Source organism: Arthrobacter sp. P1_A5, from assembly GCF_056406825.1.
Map to the genome: position 1 here is coordinate 1 of NZ_JBFTZL010000043.1, position 23,380 is coordinate 23,380.

Consider the following 23,380-nt stretch of genomic DNA (forward strand, 5'->3'; position numbering starts at 1 on the left):
GAATCACCCGCCAAGGGCGGCCGGCTCCTGGGCCTGGCCAAAGCCCTCGTGACCGAAATGCCCCACACCCTCACCGCCCTGGAAACCGGGCAGCTGAACGAATGGCGCGCCACCCTGCTCGTGCGCGAAACCGCCTCCCTGACCGCCGCCGACCGGGCCGCCGTCGACGAGGAACTCGCGCCCGACACCGGGACGTTCGCCGGTGCCGGTGACCGGTCCCTGGTCGCCGCGGCCCGGGCCKCCGCCTACCGGCTGGACCCCCGCTCCGTGACCGAACGAGCCGCGCACGCCGCCACCGAGCGGCACGTCAGCCTCCGCCCGGCCCCCGACACCATGTGCCACCTCACCGCCCTGCTCCCCGTCGCCCAGGGCGTCGCCGCCTACAAGGCCCTCACCGGGCACGCCGACACCCTCCGCGCCGCCGGGGACCCGAGGGGCCGCGGGCAGCTGATGGCCGATGCCCTGGTCGAACGCACCACCGGCATTCCCGGCGGGATCAGCGGCGTCGAAATCCAGCTCGTCATCACCGACCGCGCCCTCTTCCAGGCCGGCGCCGAACCGGCCCGGCTTCCCGGCTACGGCACCGTCCCCGCCGGCTGGGCCCGCAGCCTCATCAACGGCACGGCCGGCGCCCACAGCGGTGACGGCGGCGGTTCCCCGGGACACAGTGGTCCCCCTGGACCCGGCGCCGCGGCCCCAAACACGGACAGAAACGGTGACGGCCAGTCCGGCGGTCCCCCTCAACCGGGCGGCACCGCCGGGAGGGCCGATGACCCCGCGTTCACCCTCTGGCTCCGCCGCCTCTACACCCACCCCGGCACCGGCGAGCTCATCGCCATGGACTCCCGCGCCCGGCTCTTCCCCGCCGGGCACCGCCGATTCATCCTGGCCCGCGACGACACCTGCCGCACCCCCTACTGCGACGCGCCCATCCGCCACCTGGACCACATCGTCCCCTGGCACACCGGCGGCCCGACCACCACGGACAACGCCGCCGGCCGCTGCGAAGCCTGCAACCACACCAAAGAAACCCCCGGCTGGAAAGCACGCCCCGGCCCTGAAGCCGCACCCGGATCCGCCTCGAGCATCGGCGCGAGGCACACCATCGAACTCACCACCCCCACCGGCCACACGTACCGTTCCACCGCGCCGCCCCTGCCGGGGACACCGCTTCGGCCATCGGCCAGAGACCAGCCGGGGTCCCAGCCGGGCTCCCGCCACCGGCGCCAGCTCCGGCACCAAGCCAAAACGCTCAGGCGCGAAAGGCCCAAAGGGGCAGCCGCCTAGGAATCATTGACTGCCCCAGGAGGAACTGGAGGCGCTCTGGGCAACCTGCGCGGGCCGTCCGGTGCTCGTGCTGGCCCTCAGTGTGAAGCCGCATCCTCACCGTACGGTTCCGGCCCGGTGACAACATCGTTCGCGGCACCGTGGCACCACTCCGAAAAGGACCCCGGATAGAGGGCAGCGGAAAAGCCGGCAATCTCGAGGGCGGCGATTTCATGGGCCGCCGTCACTCCGGATCCGCAGTACACGGCAGTGGGGACGCCGTCCCGGTAACCGAGCCGTTCGAAACGCTCCCGCAGCTCCGCCGGGGCCAGGAAGCGCCCGTCAGCGCGCAGGTTCCCGGTAGTGGGGGCACTGACGGCCCCCGGAATATGGCCGGCGCGGGGATCCACGGGCTCGATTTCACCGCGGTACCGCTCCCCCGCCCGGGCGTCCAACAGCAGCCCCTGCCGGCCCCAAGTGGCGGCTTGTCCGGCGTCGATCGCGGGCATGGCGCCGTCGGACAGGGTGACGTTTCCGGGTGCGGGCTGTTCGGGTCCGGCAACCAGCTCGAACCCGGCAGCCCGCCACGCGGCCAGGCCGCCGTCGAGCAGGTACACAGAACTAAAGCCGGCGTTGCGCAGCATCCACCACAGCCGGGCCGCAGCCATGTTGCCGCTGTCGTCGTACGCTACGACCGCATCGCCGTCGTTGATGCCCCAGCGGCGCGCAGACTCCTGGAACTGCTCCGACGGCGGCAACGGATGCCTGCCGCGTGCCGGTTCCGCCGGTCCGGCAAGTTCAGTGGCGAGATCCACGAAGACGGCCCCGGGGATGTGTCCGCGCAGGTAGTGATCGTGACCGTGGGGATCTCCCAGCGCCCAGCGAACGTCGAGGAGTACTGTGCGCTGGCCGGCTGCGCCGGCGTCGTCCATCCGGTCCTTGAGGGCGGCAGCATCGAGAATTGTGTCCATTTCCCCACTCTATCTTTGGCGTCCCACCGCCCCCGGTAGGCTGTAGCGGTGAACACCGCGCACCTGCAGGACCGGGCCTGGGCCGACGAGGCCGTCCGCCGGATCAACGCCGAAAACAACCGCTCTGCCGACACCCACCTGTATTCGGTGCCGCTCCCGGAGCACTGGGGCGTGCAGCTTTACCTGAAAGACGAGTCCACCCACCGCACCGGCAGCCTCAAGCACCGTCTGGCGCGGTCCCTGTTCCTCTTCGGCCTCGTCAACGGCTGGATCCGGGAAGGCACCACAATCGTGGAGGCATCCAGCGGCAGCACCGCCGTCTCCGAAGCCTATTTTGCGCAGCTGCTGGGACTGCCCTTCATCGCCGTGATGACCCGGACCACCAGCCGCGAGAAAATCGCCCTGATCGAACAGTTCGGCGGCTCCTGCCATCTGGTGGACCACGCCTCCGAGGTCTACGAGGCCGCCGCGGATCTGGCCAGCAGCACAGGCGGACACTACATGGACCAATTCACGTATGCCGAACGGGCCACGGACTGGCGCGGGAACAACAACATCGCCGAATCGATCTTCGGCCAGCTGGCGCTGGAGGAGCACCCGGTCCCCCGCTGGGTGGTGGTCGGGGCCGGCACCGGCGGGACCAGCGCCACGATTGGCCGGTACCTGCGCTACCACCGCTACGAGACGGGCCTCGCCGTCGTCGACCCGGAAAATTCCGCGTTCTATCCGGGCTGGCGGAACAGCCGGCCCGACGGCGGGACAGCTGCCGTACCCGCGGCGGGATTGCCCTCCCGCATCGAGGGCATCGGCCGGCCGCGGATGGAGCCGAGTTTTGTGCCCGCCGTGATCGACCACATGATCCAGGTTCCCGACGCCGCCTCGGTGGCGGCCATGCGGCATCTGAGGGACCACGCCGGTCTGCACGCGGGTCCGTCCACCGGGACCAACCTCTGGGGCGCGTGGCAGCTTATCGCCGGGATGATCGCGGAGGGCCGCCGGGGCAGTGTTGTGACCCTGATGTGCGACGCCGGGGACCGCTATGCCGGGAATTACTACAACCCGGAGTGGCTGGAGGCCCACGGCCTGGATCCCGAACCCCATGAGGCCGTGCTGCGCGAGTTCTTCCGGACCGGCGCCTGGCCGGCCTAAGCCAGCCGGCCAGCACGCCCGCCAGTACGCCGGCCTAAGCCCGCCAAGGCGCCCGCGGCGGCTAAACCTCCGCTGTATCGCCGCTTGAGAGGTGCCGGTACTCGGTGCCGTACTTGGCGCCGATCCGGGTCACGTGCCCCTCCACCAGGCCGCGGCCCAGCTCGTTCAGCAGCGCGTCGTGGATCGGGAAGGCCTGCGGTGCGCGGACACCGATGACAAAATCCACCACTTCGCCCACCTTGTTCCACGGAGCGTGGATGGGTACCAGCAGCGTCTTGACGTCGACGCCGTCGGGGATCGCGAAGGAGTCCCCCGGATGGTAGACATTGCCGTCGACGAGGTAGCCGACGTTGGCCACCACGGGGATCTGCGGATGGATGAGGGCGTGCTGGCCGCCAAAGGTCCTGATGGCGAAGCCCGACGTTTCAAATTCCTCGCCCGCGCCCGCCGCATGGATGCGGCTCGCGGCGTCGGGCGCCTTGCCGCGGAGCGTCGCGGCCACGGTCTCCGGGGCGAAAAGCTCAAGGGTGGTGTTCGACTGCAACGCCGCGGCGACGGCGTCGACGTCCACATGGTCCGCGTGCTCGTGGGTAATGAGCACAGCATGTGCTCCGGCCAAGGCCTGGTCCGTCTCCGAAAAGGTGCCCGGGTCAAACACCAGCACCCGGCCGTCCTGTTCGAGGCGGACACAGGCGTGAGTAAATTTCGTCAGCTTCATCCGGCCAGCCTAGGCACCAGCCGTCACAGTGTCCACGGAGCGGTGCTGGCAATCTTGGGCGCTGGTAATCTTGGACATTGCCACCCTTAGCGAGTCCCACCCGCAAATTCTTATGACGAAGCGAGTTCCACGATGTCCCAAGGCGCTACCACCGGCAGCAGCCGGACTCCGGCCTCGGCACCCGTGCAGGGCAAGGAACAGCGCGTCACCAAGCAACGCCTCGCCGTCAGTGCCGCCTTGGACGACCTGGCGGACTTCGTCAGCACCCAGGAACTGCACCGCATCCTCCAGGAGCGCGGCACCGCGGTGTCCCTCGCGACCTCCTACCGGATCCTGCAGTCCCTCGCCGACGACGGGCTGGTGGATGTCCTGCGCAACGCCGACGGCGAGGCGGTGTACCGGCGGTGCGCCGTCACCGGGCACCACCATCACCTGCTGTGCCGGAACTGCGGCAAGGCCGTGGAAGTGGAAGCACCGGCGGTCGAGGCCTGGGCCGCGCGGATCGCGAATGAGCACGGCTTCACCGCAGTGGAGCACACCGTGGAAATCTTCGGACTGTGCCCCGAATGCACAGCCAGTCAGCCCGGCCAGTAGCCGGAGCTGCTGAAATTCCCCACCTTTGACCTCGTGACCCCGGAAATCACCGGCGGGGCGCAGGGACCCGCCGGCTGCCGGCGGCTAACCTGGGGAAATTCCGCCGCAAAGGCGTGAGAGCGTTTAAGCCACAGCTCCCGCGCTCCGCACCACCCGCCCGTTGAGCCCCCGCCTGGCCCGGGCACTGCCGATCATCCGGCAGGCCACGTAGATCAGGAACGACAGCGTGGTCACATAGGGGCTGATCGGCAGCCGGCCGCCGAGGGCCAGCAGGATGCCTCCGACGGTCGCCGTCATCGCGAAAACGATGCTCAGCGTGACCACCAGCCGGGGCGAGGACGTGACGCGCATCGCCGCCGCCGCGGGCGTGATCAGGAGGGCCAGCACCAGCAGGGCGCCGACAATCTGGATGGACAGCGCCACGCTGATGCCCAGCAGCACCATGAACCCAAGGGCCAGGGCCCGCACCGGGACGCCGCGGGCGGTGGCGACGTCGGGGTCGACACTGGCAAAGGTCAACGGCCGCCAGATGGCGGCCAACGCCAGCATCACCACGACGGCGGCGACCGCCAGGACCTGCAGCTGGACGGTCCCGACCGACACGATCTGCCCGGTGAGCAGGCCGAACTTGTTGGCCGCCCGGCCCTCGTACAGGGACAGGAAGAGGATGCCCAGGCCAAGCCCGAAGGGCATGATGACGCCGATGATCGAGTTCTTGTCCCGTGCGCGGACCCCCATCACGCCGAGCACCAGGGCTGCCAGCACGGATCCCGCCAGCGAGCCGAGGATGATGTCGGCGCCGATCAGCAGTGCGAACGCCGCGCCGGCAAAGGAGAGTTCCGAGATTCCGTGGACGGCGAAGGCGAGGTCGCGTTTCATCACGAAGGTGCCCATGATTCCGCCGAGCAGCCCGAGGACGGCGCCGGCCCAGATGGAGTTCTGCACCAGGACCAGCAGCTCGCCGTAGTTTTCGAAGTTGAAGATTGAGTGCAGCAGGTCGCCCAGATCCATTTAGCCCACCTCGCCCGCGACTGAGTGCGCGTCCAGATGGTGGTGCGTCGCGGCATCCGGCAGCCCGACGACGATCAGCCGGCCGTTGGCCTGGATGACTTCAACACGGCTGTCATACAAATCGGAGAGCACCTCGGTGGTCATGACCTCCGCGGGTGTGCCCACCCGGAACTTTCCGCCGGCCAGGTACAGGACCCGGTCCACGTAGTCCATGATCGGGTTGATCTCGTGGGTCACGAACACCACGGCGCTGTCCGCSTCGYGGCATTGCCTGTTGATCARCGCGCTGACGSCCTGCTGGTGCTGAAGGTCAAGGGAGAGCAGCGGCTCGTCGCACAGCAGCACCTTGGGATCGGTCGCGAGGGCTTGCGCCACGCGGAGGCGCTGCTGCTCACCGCCGGAAAGCTGCCCCACCGGCACCTTGGCGTAATCGGTGGCGCCCACAAGCTCCAGGAGTTCATCGACTTTACGGTTCACCTTGGCGCTGCCGAGGCGGATGCCCCAGCGGTGGCCGTCTACGCCGAGGGCCACGAGGTCGCGGGCGCGCAGGGGCGTATCGGGGTCGAATGATTTCTGCTGGGGCACGTAGCCGATCCGGCGGCTTCCCCGCTCAACGGGGTGGCCGTCGAGCACGGCCGTTCCCGTGCTCAGTTCCTGCAGTCCCAGCAGGACCTTCAGGAAGGTGGTCTTGCCGCTGCCGTTGGGCCCGAGCACGGCAAAGAATTCACCGGGGTTGATGTCCAGGTCCAGGCCCTCCCAGAGAGTCCGTTGGCCGAACGCCAGGGAGGCGCCGCGCAGGCTCACTACCGGTGTCAAAAGGGGTTTCCTCGATTTTCCGCGGAGATGGCTGCTCCCGCTGTTGCGATCATCCTAGGGCCTTGCCGATGCTCTCCACGTTTCCGGTCATCCATTGCAGATAGGACTGGCCGTCCGGGAGGGTCTCGCTGAAGTTCACGACCGGGACGCCGGCGTTCTCGGCGGCCTTTTTCACCGCCGCCGTCTGCGGTCCCTCGGTCTGAGTATTGTAGGCCAGCAGCCTTACGCCCCGGGATGCCACGAGATCGACGGTGGTCTTGAGCACTGCGGGTGGGACGTCGGCGTCCTCCTCGATCGCCGCCGTGTACTCGGCCGGGGTCTCGTTCTCCAGTCCGGCGTCCTCGAGCAGGTAAAGCGGTACGGGCTCGGTGACGGCCACGGGCGCGTGGCCCGCCGAGGACTTGATGGCGGCGAGCTTCGCTTCCAGGCCTCCGAGCGAGTCCTTGAAGGCCGCCGCGTTGCTCCGGAACGTCTGCGCCGAGGCCGGTTCCAGCGAGCCCAGCTTCTCGGCGACGGCGTCCGCGAGGCGGGACATGGCAGGCAGGCTGTACCAGACGTGTTCGTTCAGCCCCGTGGACCCGTGGGTGTGGCCGGCGGAGTCGGGGCTCGCCGCTGCCGGGCTTTCGCTGGCAGCGCTTTCGGAGACAAGGCCTGAAACGTCCACGGCGCTGATGACGCTGCCGCGGTCCAGTCCGGTGTCGGTCGCCAGCGTGTCCATGAAGGCGTCGTATCCCCCGCCGTTCTCCACCACCAGCTCGGCCTTGGAGACGGCCAGCTTGTCCTGCGTGGTCGCCTCGTACGAGTGCGGGTCCTGGCTGGTGCGGTTGATGATCGAGCTGACCCGGACCTTGTCGCCGCCGATGCTGGAGACGATGTCGCCGTACACGCTGGTGGATGCGACGACGTTGACCATGCCGTCCCCCGCGGTCCCCCGCAGGCTGCCGGACGTCGGACTGCACGCGGTGAGCAGGAGGCCCAGGCCGGCAAGACCAGCCAGCAGGACTCGGGCAGCGGGACGACGCACGGAAAACCTCGGATCTGTTATTGAGAATCAGGAGCAATAGCAACAGCCCGAGTGTATCCCTAAATAGGAATCATTCCTATTTAGGGATACACGGCGTGCCCCGCCAATGCCCGGCCGCAGCTGCCCCATCCGCTGCTGGGCTGCCCGTTATTGGGCTGTCCCTTACTGGTCCTGGCCCAGCCTGCGGTAGCCGGTGGCCTGCGTCGCGTCCCGGATTTCGCCGACGAGCTGCTCGATCACGTCTTCGAGGAACAACACGCCCTGGGTCAGCCCGTCGGGTCCGATCACGCGGGCCAGGTGCGAACCCGTGCGCTGCATGACGGACATGGCCTGCTCGATTTCGTCGTCCATGGCGAGGTTCGCCAGCGACCGGATGCGGCTTTCCGCAATGGGCTGGTGGTACCCGGCGTCCGGGATGGACAGCACGTCCTTGATGTGGAGGTAGCCGGCCAGCATGCCGTCGTCGTCGAGCATCGGGAAGCGCGAGAACCCGGTCCGGCTCACTGCCTTTTCGAATTCGACCGGAGTGGTGGCCGCCTTGAGCATGACGAGCTTGCCCAGCGGAACCATCACACGGGACGCGGTGTGTTCGGAGAACTCGAGCGCTCCGGTGATGAGTCCGGCGTCGTCGTCCACGAGTCCGTGGCGGGTGGATTCCTGCACGATCGACTGCACTTCTTCAAGGGTGAAGGTGGAGGTCACCTCGTCCTTCGGCTCAATCCGCATCAGCTTCAGGATGTGGTTCGCGGACCAGTTAAGCGCCGCAATGACGGGCTTGACGAGCCGCCCGATGAACATCAGCGGCGGCGCCAGCAGCAGCGCCGCCTTGTCCGCGACGGACACGGAGATGTTCTTGGGCACCATTTCCCCGAACGTGACGTGCAGGAACGTCACCAACAGCAGGGCGACGGCGAAGGCCACAATGTTCGCGACCTCCTCGGGGACGCCCACCGCTTCCAGCGGCACGGCCAGGAGGTGGTGGATCGCGGGCTCGGCCACCTGCAGGATCAGCAGCGAGCAGACGGTGATGCCGAGCTGGGCGCAGGCGAGCATGAGGGAAACGTTTTCCATCGCCCGCAGTGTGGTCTGGGCGCGCTTGGAACCTGCCTCGGCCAGCGGCTCGATCTGGCTGCGGCGGGCCGACATGACGGCGAATTCGGCGGCCACGAAGAAGGCGTTGCCCACCAGGAGGAACGCAAGCCAGAGGATTCCTGCCCAGTCGCTCATGCGGCACCTGCCTGGCTGGCGGGCTGGCCGTCGCCGGACACGCGGATGGGCCGGAAACAGATCCGGTCGATCCGGCGGCCGTCCATGCGTGTCACGCTGAGTGTCCCGCCGACGACGTCGACCGTGTCGCCGACTGCCGCGATGCGGCCGAGCTGGCTCATGACGTAGCCTCCCACCGTTTCGTAGGCAGCCTCGTCGGGCACGGTCAGGCCCGGGATCTGTTCGGAGAGTTCATCGGGCCGGAGCAGGCCCGGGAAGTACCAGTCCCCGGAGGCGCTTTGGAGCAGGCCGGGCCGGACCTTGTCATGCTCATCGGCCACTTCCCCGACGATTTCCTCCACGAGGTCCTCCAGCGTGGTGATGCCAGCGGTTCCACCGTATTCATCCAGGACTACGGCCAGTTGCAGGTTGCCCTCGCGCAGTTCGGCGAGGAGGGCGTCAAGGTGGATGGTTTCGGGGACCCGGAGCACGTCGGTCATGATGGCCCCCGCCTGCAGCTTGGCGCGGCGGTCCGCGGGCACGGCAATGGCCTTCTTGATGTGGACCACGCCGCGGATGTCATCGGAGGACTCGCCGATCACGGGGAACCGGGAATATCCGGTGCGCTTGGCGGCCTCGACGATATCCGAGACGGGCTGGTCGGCGTCGATGGTCTCCACGCGGATGCGGGGGGTCATGACGTCCGCGGCGGTCCGCCCGGAGAACTTCAGGGTTCGGGCGATGAAGTTGGCCGTTCCGGCGTCGAGGGTGCCCATGGCCGCGGAGCGGCGCACCAGCGAGGCCAGCTCGGCCGGGGTGCGGGCGCCGGAGATTTCCTCCTTGGCCTCCAGGCCGAAGACGTTGAGGACCTTGTTGGAGAAGCCGTTGAGCACCACGATGGCGGGCTTGAAGATAGCGGTGAACACCAGCTGGGGCCGGGCGACGGCCTTGCCGATCGGGAAGGACAGCGCGATGGCCATGTTCTTGGGCACCAGTTCGCCGATCACCATGGAGAGCAGGGTGGCCACCGCCATTGCCAGGACCAGGGACAGCGAGGCAGCCGCCGCCGGCGGGACACCGAGCGCGGTGAGGGGGCCTTCGAGCAGCTTGCCCACGGACGGTTCCATGACATAGCCGGTCAGCAGCGTGGTCATGGTGATGCCCAGCTGGCAGCTGGAAAGCTGGGTGGAGAGTGACTTGAGACATCTGAGCAACGGCTCGGCGGCGGTGTCGCCGGTGTCAACGGCGCGCTGCACAGTGGCCTGGTCCAGGGCGACCAGGGAAAATTCCACGGCGACAAAGAAGCCGGTGCCGAGGATGAGCAGGAGGCCTGCTGCGAGGAGTAGCCATTCCATGTCAGCGGCCTGCTTCCGCAGCAGCGCATGGCACGTGACGCGTCAGGGGACGCAAATGCGGGAAGGCCCGGTCTGGCGGAGGATGGTCGGCGGCGGCCGACCCTGTTTCCTGGAAAGCTCCGGAATGGCGTGCGGCCGGAGAATGATGGGCACGTGAACGGGGTTTGCCGGCTCTGCGGGTGGACTGGGCGGGCACGGTTTCCGTACTCCGCTGACAGCCCCCAGGCCGGCACCTAGATTTACTGTCCATAAGAAGTTCAGTCTACAGGAGCAACCGCCGCCAGCCCCCGACCGCCCGCGTCCCCGGCCGCGCCGGATTCACCAGCTCTGCGGGACGGGCCGGCCCTCCTCGTACCCGGCCGCGGACTGGATGCCTGCCACGGCGCGTTCCCGGAAAGCGGCGAGATCGGCAGCGCCGGCGTAGCTCATGGAACTGCGCAAGCCCGCGGTGATCATGTCCAGCAGGTCCTCGACGCCGGGCCGGGCCGCGTCGACGTACATGCGGGAGGTGGAGATGCCTTCCTCGAAGAGGGCCTTGCGGTCCTTTTCGAAGGCGCCCTCGCGTTGGTTGCGGTTCTGCACCGCCCGGGCGGACGCCATGCCGAAGCTCTCCTTGTACTGCCGGCCCGAGGCGTCGAGCTGCAGGTCCCCGGGGCTCTCGTGCGTACCGGCGAACCAGGAGCCGATCATGACCTGGCTGGCCCCGGCGGCCAGGGCCAGCGCGACGTCGCGCGGGTAGCGGACCCCGCCGTCGGCCCACACCCGGCCGCCCGCTTCCCGGGCCGCGGCGGAACATTCCAGGACGGCGCTGAACTGCGGGCGGCCCACGGCCGTCATCATGCGCGTGGTGCACATGGCGCCCGGACCCACGCCGACCTTGACGATGTCCGCCCCGGCCTCGATGAGCTCACGCGTTGCCTCGCCGGTGACGACGTTGCCGGCGACTACCGGCACGCCGGGGTTGAGACCCTTCACGGCGGCGAGGGCGTCGAACATTTTCTGCTGGTGCCCGTGCGCGGTGTCGAGGACCAGCACGTTGACGCCGGCCGCCAGCAATTCGGCGGCCCGCCCGGCCACGTCCCCGTTGATTCCGACGGCGGCGGCGACCTTCAGCCTGCCCTCGTCGTCCAGGGACGGCCGGTAGAGCGTGGCGCGCAGGGCGCCCTTACGGGTGAGCACGCCGGCCAGGACCCCGTCCTGCTGCACCGGTGCGTAGTCGGTTCCGGCGGCGTCCATCGCCTCAAAGGCGCCGCGGAGGGCCTGCGCAGCATCGGCCGCCGACCCGCCCCCAAACAATCCGCCGGCGAGCGGTCCGGCGTCGAGCACCAGCGGCTGGTGGCGGATGACGGAGGCCAGGGACGCGAAACGGTCCTGGCCCTCGCAGTCGGTGGCCCGGACAACACCGGTGACCGCGCCGGAGTCGTCCACCACCACAACGGCCCCGTGCGGCCGCTTGCCCATCAGGTGGAGGGCATCAATGACGGTGTCCGTGGGCGCGAGCGTGACGGGGGTTTCCAGGACCGGGTGGCGTCCCTTGATCCAGGCCGTGACGTCACGGATGACGTCGAGCGGGACGTCCTGCGGCAGGACGCCAAGGCCGCCGCGGCGGGCCATGGTCTCGGCCATCCGCTTCCCCGTGACCGCCGTCATGTTCGCCGCCACCAGCGGGATCGCGGAGCCGGTCCTGTCGTCGGCCGCGAGGTCGACGTCCAGGCGGGAGGTGACATCGGACCGGGACGGGACCAGGAAGAGGTCCGAGTAGGTCAGATCGGCGGTGGGCTCATTCAGGAAACGCACTGCTGCTCCTTTGCTGGCACCCGCAGCTGGCACCGTCGGCGACAAACGGGTTCTCACTGCATTCTAGGTGGGTTTCCGGCGGGGCCGGCACCGCCTCCGGCGCCGGGGCCAGCACCGCGTCCGGCCTCGCGCAGGGCACCGCATGAGGGCCGCATCCGGGGCCGATTCTGCAACTCTTCTTCACCGCAATTCGGCGGCTGCCGGGGCGGATCATGATTTGGGTCACGCTTATTGGCGGTTTGGCAAGAATCCTCACTAGACTGGCATGGGTCTGGGTTCACTGGACGCAGAGACTGGCTCAATCGTTGTGCCGAGGCACCGTGGAAGCCAGAGGGAATCAAACTCACGGAAGAGGCGTATTTCAAGTGCCAGAGCAGCCTAGCCACCGTCTACCAGAGGAATTTGGCGGAAACGAGTGGCTCGTTGACGAACTGTATGAGCGTTACCAGCAGGACAAGAACACGGTCGACTCCAAGTGGTGGCCCCTGTTCGAATCCTTTGAAGCTAGTGACGCCTCTCCCGCCAACGGAACGTCCGGCACCGCGACAGCTGTGCATCCTGCCACCCGTGAACTTCCCGTTGTAGCGCCCGCCGCCGCTCCGGCTGCACCTGCGCCCGCCGCCCCCGCCGCCACGGCTGCGCCCGCAGCCCCCGCCGCCCCGGCTGCGCCCGCCGCCAAGAAAGCCCCGGCCACCGTCGCCCGGGACGGCTCCAAGACTTCCGACGCCGGCCCCGGCACCGCGCCGATCCCGGCGCAGCTGCCCAAGAACCTCAAGGCCCCGACGGCTCCCGAAGAAGACGTCGTCTCGGTCCTGCGCGGCCCGGCCAAGGCGATCGCCTCGAACATGGTCACCAGCCTGGAAGTGCCGACCGCCACGAGCGTGCGCGCCATCCCGGCGAAGCTCCTGATCGACAACCGCGTGGTCATTAACTCCAACCTGGCCCGCGCCCGCGGCGGCAAGGTCTCCTTCACGCACCTGATCGGCTACGCCGTCATCCGCGCCCTGTCCCAGTTCCCGTCGATGAACGTCTACTACGACGAGATCGACGGCAAGCCGGTGGCTGTCCAGCCGGCGCACGTGAACTTCGGCATCGCGATCGACATGCCCAAGCCCGACGGCACCCGCCTGCTCATGGTCCCGAACATCAAGAAGGCGGAGACCCTCAACTTCTCCGAGTTCTGGCACACCTACGAGGACCTGATCAAGCGTGCCCGCAACGGCAAGCTGACCGCGGACGACCACTCCGGCACCACCGTGTCCCTGACCAACCCCGGCGGCATCGGCACCGTCCACTCGGTCCCGCGCCTGTCCAAGGGCCAGGCCGCCATCATCGGCGTCGGCGCACTGGACTACCCGGCCGAGTTCCAGGGTGCCAGCGAGAAGATCATCGCGCAGAACGCGATCAGCAAGGTCCTCACGCTGACGTCCACCTATGACCACCGCGTCATCCAGGGTGCCGGCAGCGGCGAGTTCCTCAAGCTCGTGCACCAGCTGCTGCTGGGCGCACAGAACTTCTACGACGAGATCTTCGAGTCCCTGCGCATCCCCTACGAGCCCGTGCGCTGGAGCCCCGACCTGCAGGTGGACCCGGCCGACGAGATCAACAAGGTCGCCCGGATCCAGCAGCTGATCCACGCCTACCGCGTGCGCGGCCACCTCATGGCGGACACCGATCCGCTCGAGTACGTCCAGCGCAAGCACCCGGACCTCGATGTCCTGACCTACGGCCTGACCCTGTGGGACCTGGACCGCGAGTGGCCCACCGGCGGCTTCGGCGGCAGGCCGATGCTCAAGTTCCGCGACATCCTCGGCGTCCTCCGTGATGCCTACTGCCGCACCGCCGGCATCGAATACATGCACATCCAGGACCCGGCCGAGCGCAAGTGGTTCCAGGACCAGCTGGAGCACCCGTACTCGAAGCCGAGCCGCGACGAGCAGCTGCGCATCGTCTCCAAGCTCAACGCCGCCGAGGCCTTCGAGACCTTCCTGCAGACGAAGTTCGTCGGCCAGAAGCGCTTCTCACTCGAGGGCGGCGAGTCCCTGATCCCGCTGCTGGACGCGATCATCTCCGACGCCGCCGACGACGAACTCGACGAAGTGGCGATCGGCATGGCCCACCGCGGCCGGCTCAACGTGCTGACCAACATCGCGGGCAAGACCTACGCGCAGGTCTTCCGCGAATTCGAAGGCACCCAGGACCCGCGCTCCGTGCAGGGCTCCGGTGACGTCAAGTACCACCTGGGCACCGAGGGCACCTTCACCTCGGACAACGGCAAGGAGACCAAGGTCTACCTCGCCGCGAACCCGTCCCACCTTGAGGCCGTCGATTCCGTCCTCGAAGGAATCGTCCGTGCCAAGCAGGACCGCCTGGACCAGGGYGAGGCGTTCCCCGTGCTGCCGATCATGGTGCACGGCGACGCCGCCTTCGCGGGCCAGGGCGTGGTCGCGGAAACGCTCAACCTCTCCCAGCTGCGCGGGTACCGCACCGGCGGCACCATCCACATCGTGGTCAACAACCAGGTCGGCTTCACCACTGCACCGTCGTCCTCGCGTTCCTCCACGTACTCCACTGACGTCGCCAAGATGATCCAGGCACCGGTGTTCCACGTGAACGGCGACGACCCGGAGGCCGTGGTCCGCATCGGGCAGCTTGCCTACGAGTTCCGTCAGCGGTTCCACAAGGACGTTGTCATCGACATGGTCTGCTACCGCCGCCGCGGCCACAACGAGGGCGATGACCCCTCGATGACCCAGCCGCTGATGTACAACCTGATCGAGGCCAAGCGCTCGGTCCGCAAGCTGTACACCGAATCACTGATCGGCCGCGGTGACATCACCGAGGAAGAAGCCGAGCAGCTGCTGCGGGACTACCAGGAACGCCTGGAACGCGTCTTCGCGGAAACCCACGCGGCCCAGACGTCCCCGATCCCGATCATCACGGCCGATTCGGCCGCGGTGTCGGACCTGGAACGCCCGATGGCCCAGCAGTCCGATTCCGGCGTCAGCGCGCCGGTATCCACCGCGATCTCCGCGGAGACCCTGGCCCGCATCGGCAAGGCCCACACCGATATCCCGGACGGCTTCACCGTCCACGCCAAGCTCAAGCAGCTGCTGGAGAAGCGTGAGGCGATGTCCCGCGAAGGCGGCATCGACTGGGGCTTCGGTGAACTGGCCGCGTTCGGTTCGCTCATCATGGAAGGCGTCCCCGTCCGGCTCGCAGGCCAAGACTCGCGCCGCGGCACCTTCGTGCAGCGCCACGCCGTCTTCCACGACCGCGCCAACGGCGACGAGTGGCTTCCGCTGTCCCACCTCTCGGATGACCAGGCGAAGCTGTGGATCTACGATTCGCTGCTCTCCGAATACGCCGCCATGGGCTTCGAATACGGATACTCGGTGGAACGCCCGGATGCGTTGGTGCTCTGGGAAGCGCAGTTCGGTGACTTCGTCAACGGCGCGCAGACCATCATCGATGAGTTCATCTCCTCGGCCGAGCAGAAATGGGGCCAGCGGTCCTCGCTGGTTCTCATGCTGCCGCACGGCTACGAGGGCCAGGGCCCGGACCACTCCTCCGCCCGCATCGAGCGCTTCCTGCAGATGTGCGCCGAAGAGAACATGATCGTGGCCAACCCCACGACGTCGGCCTCGCACTTCCACCTGCTGCGCCGCCAGGCGTACAGCAGGCCGCGCAAGCCGCTCATCATCTTCACGCCCAAGCAGCTGCTCCGCCTCAAGGCCGCCGCGTCCTCCGTGGAGGACTTCACCACCGGCTCGTTCCGCCCGGTCATTCCGGAACACGCGCAGCTGCAGGCCGACGCCGTCGAACGCGTGCTGCTGGTCTCCGGACGCCTGTACTACGATCTGCTGTCCACCCGGCAGAAGACCGAGAACAAGACCACGGCGATCGTCCGCGTCGAGCAGCTGTACCCGCTGCCGGCCGACGAGATCGCCGCGGAGCTGGCCAAGTACCCGAACGCCGAAGTGGTCTGGGCGCAGGATGAACCGGCCAACCAGGGTCCGTGGCCGTTCATCGGCCTGAACCTGCCGGACGCCCTGGACCGCCGGGTCCGCCTCATCTCCCGCCCCGCCTCGGCCTCCACCGCGGCAGGGTCGATGAAGCGCCACGCGGCAGAACAGGACTCCCTGCTCAAGCAGGCATTCGCTCGTAAATAGCGGCATTACTGCCCGGCCGGAGACTGAAACAACAACACTCCGGCCGGGCGGTTCTGTTTAATGGACTATTAGTGGTCAGCTTGATGGACAGCGTTGAAGTGAAGAGGTAGTCGTGGAAGATCGGAAGCTGCGGATCGCAGCCGTTGGGGACGAGCTGTTGGCCGGGCTTGGTGATCCGCGCGCCTTGGGCTGGCTGGGCCGGGTCCTGGCCCGCACGCCGCAGGACAGCGTGGCCCTGGAGTGTTACTCCCTGCCATGCCCCGAAGAGGGCACCGAGGGCCTTGCAGCCCGCTGGCTCGAGGAGTCGGGCCGACGATTCGGCAACCACCACGAAAACCGCCTGGTGATCGGCCTGTCAGGACGCGACATTGAGTTCGGCCTGTCCACTGCCCGAAGCCGCCTGAACCTGGCCAACATCCTGGACTCCGCCTCCCAGAACAAGATCGAGGTCTTCGTCGTGGGCCCGCCGCCCACGCTCGACCCCGCACAGAACCGCAGGCTCGGCGAGCTCAACACCGCCTTCGCCGACGTCACGACGCGCCGGAAGCACCTCTATGTCGACACGTTCTCGCCGCTGCTGAACCACGAGCAGTGGCGCCAGGACCTCGCGGCCAACGGCGGCACGCCCGGCCAGGCCGGCTATGGCCTCATGGCCTGGCTCGTGCTGCACCGCGGCTGGTTCCAGTGGCTGGGCCTGGACACTCCGGAATAGGCGGGCAAGCAGGCAACCGGTCGCGCCGGGTCCCACCCTCCAGGGGATTTCGCGATATATCTTGACCTGCCGGCAAGCGCGATATATCGTGACTTCATAGTCGCGATATATCGTTAGTTGCCCAGCCCCTTTCGCCTTTCCGGAGGAACCATGTCAGAGAACACGTGGACCGTGACCGGCCCGCAGACCATCGACGTCGACGGCGTCCACTCCCTCAAACTCGGGATTGTCCGCGGCCGCTTCGACGTCGTCACCCATGACGAGGACGTTGCCAGGATCGAGGTCTCCGAAATCGAAGGCGATCCCCTGTCGGTTTCGATCGTCAACGGCCGCCTGGAAGTCCGCCACCAGCTGCACGGCCCGCAGGGCTGGTTCAAGAACCTGATGAGCACCGTCAACAACGGCAGCAGCAACTCGGTGGTCATCAGCATCGCCCTGCCGGCCGGCGTCGAGGTCGAGGCCGGGACGGTGAGTGGCGACGGCATGGTTTCCGGGCTCAGCGGCCACACCCGGCTCAACACCGTCTCGGGATCCGTGCTGGCCGACGGCACCGCCGGCAACCTGTCCGTCAACACTGTCAGCGGCGAGGTGATTGCCCGCAACCACCGCGGCGTCCTGACCGCCAAGAGCGTCTCCGGTGAAGTGACGGCCTCGGGCGAATTCAGCAACATCCGGGCGAACACCGTCAGCGGCGACCTGAACTTCGACCTGCACGGCTTCACCCATGACTTTGGCGCCAATTCGGTCTCCGGTGACGTCACCATCCGGCTGCCGCACGACGTCGGGGTGGACATCGTGGCCAAGTCCGCCAGCGGCGCGGTGGTCATCGATGACACGAGGTACGTCCAGCCCGGCGGCACGGTGCAGACCATTGCGGGACCGGACGCCAAGCTGATGCTGGTCCGGACCAACTCGGTCTCCGGAAAAACGTCGCTCTTCCACGGCCAGCCCAGCCCGGACACCGAAACGGCCCTCTGATGCCTCCCGTCTTCGCCCACGGGGCGCTGCGGCTGTACCTGCTCGCCCTGCTCGAATCGGGCCCCAAGCACGGCTACGAGCTGATCAAGGCGCTCAGCGAGCGTTTCGGCGGCACGTACTCCCCCAGTGCCGGAACCATCTACCCGCGCCTGGGCAAGCTCGAAGAGGAAGGGCTCGTCGCCACCCGCACGGAAGGCCGCCGCACCAACTACAGCATCACTCCGGCCGGCCTCACGGAACTGAACCGCCGGCGGGACGAACTCGCCGGCGTCGAGAACGACATCTCGGCGTCGGTCCGCCGGCTTGCCGACAACCTGCGCCAGGACATCCGCGTCAACATGCGCGGCCTCCGGGCCGACCTTGCGGCCACGGCGGAGGCGGCCCGGACCTCGGCCCGCGCCGCCGGTTCTGCCGGCGGGACGGGCACTGCCGGCGGCGCGGGAAGCCCGCGGTACTCCCCGGAGGGCGAACGGCGGCTGAAGGAGGCGGAAATGCTGGTGCAGGCGTTCCGGGACGACATGCGGGTGGAACTGCGCCGTCATGCCGGGAGCCGTCCGGTTACCGCCGTCACGCTCGAAACGGTCAGGACCGTGCTGGACCAGGCCCGGATCTCGATCCGAAATTCGTTGGAGGGCTGAGGCCGGGCCGGACCGGCCGCGGCCCGTAGCACGGGCCTCCGGTTCGCGGCGGGTGCCGCGATGTGGGAGACTTGAGGGCAGCTCTTTTGAGTACCAAGATTAAGGAGGCCAGCTATGAGCAAACGTGCACGTAAACGTCGTGACCGTAAGCGTGGCGGCGCGAACCACGGTAAGCGCCCCAACGCCTAAGCAAAGCTTGGAATGACAGCTTTAAACGAATGACCCCGGAATCCTCACGGATTCCGGGGTCATTCGTTTATGTCGGCTCAGGCTTCCCTGGTCCGGCTCACGCTTCCACTGTCCGGATCGAGTGAATCCGGTCCAGGATGGAGTTCTTGAGGTTTTCCGGAGCTGCTTCCGTGCACGAACGCTTGACCATCACGCGGATGACACATTCGAGGTCGTACTGCTCCAGGCACTCCGGGCAACTGTCCAGGTGGTCCTTGATCTCTGCGATGTCTGCACGCGTGAGCGCACCATCCAGATATTCATAGATACGTTGCATCCGGGCGTCATCGCAATCGCCCAGTCCCTGGCAGTCGCTCATTTCCTGTTCTCCTGTTTGTTGCTGTCGGCCGCGGCGCTTGACTCGGTGGCGGCCCTGAATCCTCGTTCGGCGGCATAGTCCGCCAGCATGTCCCGCAGCATCTTCCGGCCGCGGTGCAGCCGCGACATGACGGTCCCGATGGGGGTGTTCATGATGTCCGAAATTTCCTTGTACGCGAAACCCTCGACGTCGGCGAAGTACACGGCCAGCCGGAATTCCTCCGGAATCGACTGGAGGGCGCGCTTCACATCCGAGTCGGGCAGGTGGTCCAGGGCCTCAGCCTCCGCCGAACGCAGTCCCGAGGACGTATGCGACTCGGCGCGGGCCAGCTGCCAGTCCTCGATGGTGTCCGAATTCGACTGCAGCGGCTCGCGCTGACGCTTCCGGTACAGGTTGATGTACGTGTTGGTGAGGATGCGGTACAGCCAGGCCTTCAGATTGGTTCCGGGCTTGTACTGGTGGAACGCGGAAAACGCCTTCGTATACGCCTCCTGGACCAGGTCCTCGGCGTCGGAGGGGTTCCGGGCCATCCTCATGGCCGCCGAATACAGCTGGTCCACGTACTGCATGGCGTCACGCTCAAAGCGCACCCGGCGCTCTTCCGCGGACTCGGTGGAGACATCAAGGGGCTTCCCGTCCACCTCGGTCTCCAAAGCGGCGGGCGTGCCGGCATCAGGTGTCTTGGTGGGCGTGGCGTCGTTTCCGGCAACCTCGTGCATGGCCGCAACGGCCGGGTCCATGGTGCTCATTGCGTTCAAGTCTACTGTCACCTTCCGCCGGGCACCCGGAACCGACGGAAGCGCGAGGGTCCATGATTGCCCGGAACCGGCTTCCGGTTCCGCCCTGTCTTTGACCAGAGTCAAATCTCCGCCTTCGTTAGCCTGCTGGGATCTGCCTTTCACAACCACGTCCTGCGGGCAAATATTCCGCAAAAGTGCAAGACTAGAACCGGTTCTCCCGCAGTGAAGCCGCTGTTCGTCCATCCAGGAGGAAATTCATGTCGTTTGTCCGCTTTCTCGCCCGGCCCATGCTCGCCTCCAGTTTCGTCCTCGCCGGCATGGACAAGCTCAAGAACGCGGATGACACTGCGGCCCAGCTGTCCCCCCTGTTGCGGCGTGCGGCCGACGCCTTGCCGTTCCAGCCAAATGAGAAAGTCGTGGCACGCGTGATCGGCGGCACCCAGATCGGTGCCGGCGTCTGCTTCGCCCTCGGCAAGTCCGCCCGGCTGGCGGCCACCCTGCTCGCCGTCATTTCGCTCCTGAACGGCTACGTCGAATGGCGCAGCGCGGACATCTCCTCGAAGGAAGCCCGCGACGCCCGCCGCAAACAGCTCCTGAAAAACGTCTCCCTCACCGGCGGCGTGCTCCTCGCCGCGGTCGATACCGCCGGCAAGCCCAGCCTGGCCTGGCGCGCCGGGCACCTGGCCGCCGATGCCAAGAAGAGCGCCGGACACCTCGCCGCCGATGCCCGCAAGACCACCAACAAGCAGCTGAAGAAGGCCGACAAAGTCGTCCGCAAGGCCGTAGACCACTCTGCCGGGGCCTAAGACGGTAATGACTGGCACCACCCCCTCTGCAGCTGCCCCGTCCCACCCTGCCGGCGCCCATGCAGCCGGTCCCCATGCAGCCGACGCCGGTACGCACTGGCCCGCCCCCTTCGCCGCACGGCCGGTCGATGCCACTGTCACCGTTCCCGGATCCAAGTCCCTGACCAACCGGTACCTCGYGCTCGCCGCCCTCGCGGACGGACCTTCCCGGCTGCGGGCTCCCCTGCACTCCCGGGATTCCGCGCTGATGATTGAGGCCCTGCGGCAGTTGGGGGCCACCGTCACGGAAGTGCCCGGCGACGGCGCCTTCGGCCCCGACCTGGAAATCGTCCCGATCAGCATGGATGCCGCGGCGGCGGACACGGCGATCGACTGCGGCCTGGCCGGCACGGTCATGCGCTTTGTGCCGCCGGTGGCCGCGCTGCGCCGCGGTGAGTCCCGTTTCGACGGCGACCCGCATGCCCGCAAACGCCCCATGGGCACCATTATCGAGGCTCTCGCCGGCCTGGGTGTGGCGGTGACCGCGCCCGACGGCGGTCCGGCGTCGTCGTTGCCGTTCACGGTGCACGGCTCGGGCGAGGTGCGCGGCGGCCACCTGGTCATTGATGCCAGCGCTTCGTCCCAGTTCGTCTCCGCCCTGCTGCTGGCCGGGGCGCGCTTCACCGAGGGACTCCACCTCGAACACGTCGGCAAGCCCGTGCCGAGCCTGGACCACATCAACATGACCGTGGCCGTGCTGCGCGGCGTGGGCGTGGCGGTCGACGACTCGGTGCCGAACCACTGGGTTGTCTCCCCCGGCCCGATCCGCGCCTTCGACGTCCGGATCGAGCAGGACCTCTCGAACGCCGGACCCTTCCTCGCGGCGGCCCTGGCCACCGGCGGCACCGTGCGGATCCCGAACTGGCCCGCGGAAACCACCCAGGTGGGTGATCTCTGGCGCGGAATCCTGACCGCTATGGGCGCCACGGTGACGGTTGACGGCGGCACCCTGACCGTCAGCGGAGGGCCGGAGATCAAGGGCGGCGACTTCGACGAGACCAGCGAACTCGCCCCCACCGTAGCCGCGCTGTGCGCCCTCGCCACCGGCCCCTCACGGCTGGGCGGCATCGCCCACCTCCGCGGCCATGAAACGGACCGGCTCGCCGCCCTCGTCGCCGAAATCAACCGCCTCGGCGGCGACGCCGAAGAAACCCCCGACGGCCTCATCATCCGCCCGGCCGCGCTGCACGGCGGTGTGGTGCACAGCTACGCCGACCACCGCATGGCAACCGCCGGCGCCATCCTCGGCCTTGCCGTAGCCGGCGTGGAAGTCGAGGACATCGCAACCACGGCCAAGACCATGCCCGATTTCCCGCAACTCTGGGAAGCGATGCTGGCCCAGGGACCCGCCGCAGATGAGGACACCGCCGGTGGCACGCAGCACTGATTCCTGGGACGAGTCCGACGTCCGGATCCGGCCGAACAAGAAGGGCACCCGGCCCCGCACCAAGGACCGGCCCAGCTACGACGACGCCGTCACCGGACGCATCATCACCGTTGACCGCGGCCGCTACACCGCCGTCGTCGGCGAGGGGACCGCGGACGAACGCAAGATCATCGCGGCCCGTGCCCGGGAGCTGCGCCGCAACCCGGTGGTTGCCGGCGATTTCGTCTCCCTGGTCGGGGACGTCACCGGCGAGCCCGACACCCTGGCGCGGCTGGTCAAGATCCAGGACCGCAAGACGCTGCTGCGCCGCAGCGCCGACGACACGGACCCGATCGAACGTGCCGTCGTGGCCAACGCCGACCAGCTGGTGGTGGTGGTCGCCGCCGCCAACCCCGAGCCGCGGACCGGTTTCATCGACCGCGCACTGGTCGCCGCGTACGACGCCGGCATCGAACCGCTGCTGCTCGTCACCAAGGCCGACGTCAAGGATCCCGCCGAGCTGCTGTCCAACTACCAGCACCTCGACTTCCCCGTCATCATCTCCAAGACCGCCGACTCCGCCGCTTCCGGCATCGACGCCCGCTCCGACGAYGGGCTCTCCGCCCGGCTCGACAAGGACGCGGTATCCCAGCTGCGCGACTACCTCGACGGCAAGGTCACCGTGATGCTGGGCCACTCCGGCGTCGGCAAGTCAACCATGGTCAACGCCCTGACCGGGGCCGAGCGGGCCACGGGAGGCGTGAACGCGGTCACCGGCCGCGGCCGCCACACGTCCTCGTCGGCACTGGCGCTCAAAGTCAACGATGCCCCGGCCGGGAGCTGGATCATCGACACCCCCGGCATCCGGTCCTTCGGCCTGGCCCACGTGGACCCGGACCGGATCCTGCGTTCCTTCCCGGACCTGGAACCGGGCACCGATGATTGCGAACGCGGCTGCAAGCATGACTCCACCGCCGTCAACTGCGGGGTCGACAAGTGGGTTGCGGCCGGGCACGCGGGGCCCTCGGGACCGGCCAGGCTCGCGTCCCTGCGCCGGCTGCTGGGCACTGACCCGCGGATGGAAGCGCAGGAAACCAAGGAACTGGGCACCGTCTCCTAGCCGGACCGGCAACGGGGCGGCGGCGCCGAGCCGCGGCCTCCCGCCCGGCAGCCCGGTTTGACGGTAGTTTGGAACCATGAGCCAACCCGCTTCGAGCTACAACGATGACCTGCGCCTTGCCCATGTACTGGCAGATTCGGTCGATTCCCAGACCATGAGCCGCTTCAAGGCGCTCGACCTTCGGATCGAGACGAAGCCCGACCTCACACCCGTCACCGATGCCGACAAGTCCGCGGAAGAGGCCATCCGCGGCCAGCTCTCCCGGTCACGTCCGCGTGACGCGGTCCTGGGCGAAGAGTTCGGCAGCTCGGGCCACGGTTCCCGCCGGTGGATCATCGACCCGATCGACGGCACG

General features: G+C 67.9%; 22 protein-coding genes. 12 read left to right on the top strand and 10 right to left on the bottom strand.

The window, feature by feature from the left end; all coding sequences use genetic code 11:
• A partial coding sequence (locus AC1D1S_RS08935) for an HNH endonuclease (RefSeq protein WP_476994258.1) occupies window positions 1-1,287 on the top strand: 1,287 nt, incomplete at its 5' end.
• A gap of 77 nt (window positions 1,288-1,364) precedes the next feature.
• Here AC1D1S_RS08935 and AC1D1S_RS08940 read toward each other — a convergent pair.
• Entirely contained in the window at window positions 1,365-2,237 is an 873-nt protein-coding gene (locus AC1D1S_RS08940; RefSeq protein ID WP_243181237.1) for a sulfurtransferase, read from the bottom strand.
• 48 nt (window positions 2,238-2,285) lie between these two features.
• On the opposite strand from AC1D1S_RS08940, the gene cds1 reads away from it, so the two are divergent.
• Window positions 2,286-3,386 carry an L-cysteine desulfhydrase Cds1 gene (gene cds1 / locus AC1D1S_RS08945; RefSeq protein ID WP_243181236.1) on the top strand — a complete coding sequence of 367 codons (1,101 nt, stop codon included), beginning with the start codon at window positions 2,286-2,288 and terminating at the stop codon, window positions 3,384-3,386.
• A 61-nt stretch (window positions 3,387-3,447) separates the two neighbouring features.
• Here the strand turns inward: cds1 and AC1D1S_RS08950 are convergent, their stop codons facing one another.
• Window positions 3,448-4,104 (bottom strand): MBL fold metallo-hydrolase, encoded by a 657-nt coding sequence (locus tag AC1D1S_RS08950; protein WP_243181235.1) that lies wholly within the window; start codon window positions 4,102-4,104, stop codon window positions 3,448-3,450.
• A gap of 132 nt (window positions 4,105-4,236) precedes the next feature.
• Here AC1D1S_RS08950 and AC1D1S_RS08955 point away from each other — a divergent pair, with 132 nt between their 5' ends.
• Complete coding sequence (locus tag AC1D1S_RS08955) at window positions 4,237-4,698, top strand: Fur family transcriptional regulator (RefSeq protein ID WP_223916071.1); 462 nt, start codon at window positions 4,237-4,239, stop codon at window positions 4,696-4,698.
• Window positions 4,699-4,821: 123 nt separating this feature from the next.
• Here AC1D1S_RS08955 and AC1D1S_RS08960 read toward each other — a convergent pair whose 3' ends face one another.
• From AC1D1S_RS08960 to AC1D1S_RS08985, 6 genes are all read right to left on the bottom strand, one after another.
• A complete protein-coding gene (locus AC1D1S_RS08960) occupies window positions 4,822-5,709 on the bottom strand; it encodes a metal ABC transporter permease (protein WP_243181234.1) in 888 nt (295 codons plus the stop codon).
• Window positions 5,710-6,525 (bottom strand): metal ABC transporter ATP-binding protein, encoded by an 816-nt coding sequence (locus tag AC1D1S_RS08965; RefSeq protein ID WP_476994259.1) that lies wholly within the window; start codon window positions 6,523-6,525, stop codon window positions 5,710-5,712.
• A gap of 49 nt (window positions 6,526-6,574) precedes the next feature.
• Window positions 6,575-7,549, bottom strand: coding sequence for a metal ABC transporter solute-binding protein, Zn/Mn family (locus AC1D1S_RS08970; RefSeq protein WP_243181232.1), 975 nt, complete (start codon window positions 7,547-7,549; stop codon window positions 6,575-6,577).
• Between the two features lie 162 nt (window positions 7,550-7,711).
• Entirely contained in the window at window positions 7,712-8,776 is a 1,065-nt protein-coding gene (locus AC1D1S_RS08975) for a hemolysin family protein (protein WP_028277499.1), read from the bottom strand.
• On the bottom strand, window positions 8,773-10,110 hold the full coding sequence (locus tag AC1D1S_RS08980) for a hemolysin family protein (RefSeq protein WP_028277498.1): 1,338 nt from the start codon (window positions 10,108-10,110) through the stop codon (window positions 8,773-8,775). Before AC1D1S_RS08980 ends, AC1D1S_RS08975 begins: the two co-directional genes overlap by 4 nt.
• Before the next feature lie 318 nt (window positions 10,111-10,428).
• Window positions 10,429-11,907: a GuaB1 family IMP dehydrogenase-related protein gene (locus AC1D1S_RS08985; RefSeq protein ID WP_243181231.1), complete on the bottom strand. Its 1,479-nt coding sequence runs from the start codon at window positions 11,905-11,907 to the stop codon at window positions 10,429-10,431.
• Between the two features lie 365 nt (window positions 11,908-12,272).
• Between AC1D1S_RS08985 and AC1D1S_RS08990 the strand changes: the two genes are divergently transcribed.
• From AC1D1S_RS08990 to AC1D1S_RS09010, 5 genes are all read left to right on the top strand, one after another.
• Complete coding sequence (locus AC1D1S_RS08990) at window positions 12,273-16,079, top strand: multifunctional oxoglutarate decarboxylase/oxoglutarate dehydrogenase thiamine pyrophosphate-binding subunit/dihydrolipoyllysine-residue succinyltransferase subunit (RefSeq protein ID WP_243181230.1); 3,807 nt, start codon at window positions 12,273-12,275, stop codon at window positions 16,077-16,079.
• A gap of 112 nt (window positions 16,080-16,191) precedes the next feature.
• A complete protein-coding gene (locus AC1D1S_RS08995; RefSeq protein WP_028277496.1) occupies window positions 16,192-16,791 on the top strand; it encodes a GDSL-type esterase/lipase family protein in 600 nt (199 codons plus the stop codon).
• A gap of 150 nt (window positions 16,792-16,941) precedes the next feature.
• Window positions 16,942-17,769: a DUF4097 family beta strand repeat-containing protein gene (locus AC1D1S_RS09000; RefSeq protein ID WP_243181229.1), complete on the top strand. Its 828-nt coding sequence runs from the start codon at window positions 16,942-16,944 to the stop codon at window positions 17,767-17,769.
• Window positions 17,769-18,407 (top strand): PadR family transcriptional regulator, encoded by a 639-nt coding sequence (locus AC1D1S_RS09005; RefSeq protein WP_028277494.1) that lies wholly within the window; start codon window positions 17,769-17,771, stop codon window positions 18,405-18,407. The genes AC1D1S_RS09000 and AC1D1S_RS09005 overlap by 1 nt, the downstream gene beginning before the upstream one ends.
• A 114-nt stretch (window positions 18,408-18,521) precedes the next feature.
• Window positions 18,522-18,596 (top strand): 50S ribosomal protein bL37, encoded by a 75-nt coding sequence (locus AC1D1S_RS09010; RefSeq protein WP_104061284.1) that lies wholly within the window; start codon window positions 18,522-18,524, stop codon window positions 18,594-18,596.
• A gap of 97 nt (window positions 18,597-18,693) precedes the next feature.
• Here AC1D1S_RS09010 and rsrA read toward each other — a convergent pair whose 3' ends face one another.
• Both rsrA and AC1D1S_RS09020 read right to left on the bottom strand, forming a co-directional pair.
• On the bottom strand, window positions 18,694-18,954 hold the full coding sequence (gene rsrA / locus AC1D1S_RS09015; protein ID WP_018775287.1) for a mycothiol system anti-sigma-R factor: 261 nt from the start codon (window positions 18,952-18,954) through the stop codon (window positions 18,694-18,696).
• Window positions 18,951-19,703, bottom strand: a complete 753-nt coding sequence (locus tag AC1D1S_RS09020; RefSeq protein WP_156945176.1) for a sigma-70 family RNA polymerase sigma factor — start codon at window positions 19,701-19,703, stop codon at window positions 18,951-18,953. The genes rsrA and AC1D1S_RS09020 overlap by 4 nt, the downstream gene beginning before the upstream one ends.
• 248 nt (window positions 19,704-19,951) lie before the next feature.
• On the opposite strand from AC1D1S_RS09020, the gene AC1D1S_RS09025 reads away from it, so the two are divergent.
• The 4 genes from AC1D1S_RS09025 to AC1D1S_RS09040 all read left to right on the top strand — a co-directional run.
• Window positions 19,952-20,500, top strand: a complete 549-nt coding sequence (locus tag AC1D1S_RS09025) for a DoxX family protein (protein ID WP_028277492.1) — start codon at window positions 19,952-19,954, stop codon at window positions 20,498-20,500.
• A gap of 7 nt (window positions 20,501-20,507) precedes the next feature.
• Window positions 20,508-21,926 (top strand): 3-phosphoshikimate 1-carboxyvinyltransferase, encoded by a 1,419-nt coding sequence (gene aroA / locus AC1D1S_RS09030; RefSeq protein ID WP_476994260.1) that lies wholly within the window; start codon window positions 20,508-20,510, stop codon window positions 21,924-21,926.
• On the top strand, window positions 21,910-23,025 hold the full coding sequence (gene rsgA / locus AC1D1S_RS09035) for a ribosome small subunit-dependent GTPase A (RefSeq protein WP_079553032.1): 1,116 nt from the start codon (window positions 21,910-21,912) through the stop codon (window positions 23,023-23,025). Before aroA ends, rsgA begins: the two co-directional genes overlap by 17 nt.
• A gap of 76 nt (window positions 23,026-23,101) precedes the next feature.
• On the top strand, window positions 23,102-23,380 hold a 279-nt coding region (locus AC1D1S_RS09040; protein WP_476994261.1), incomplete at its 3' end, for an inositol monophosphatase family protein.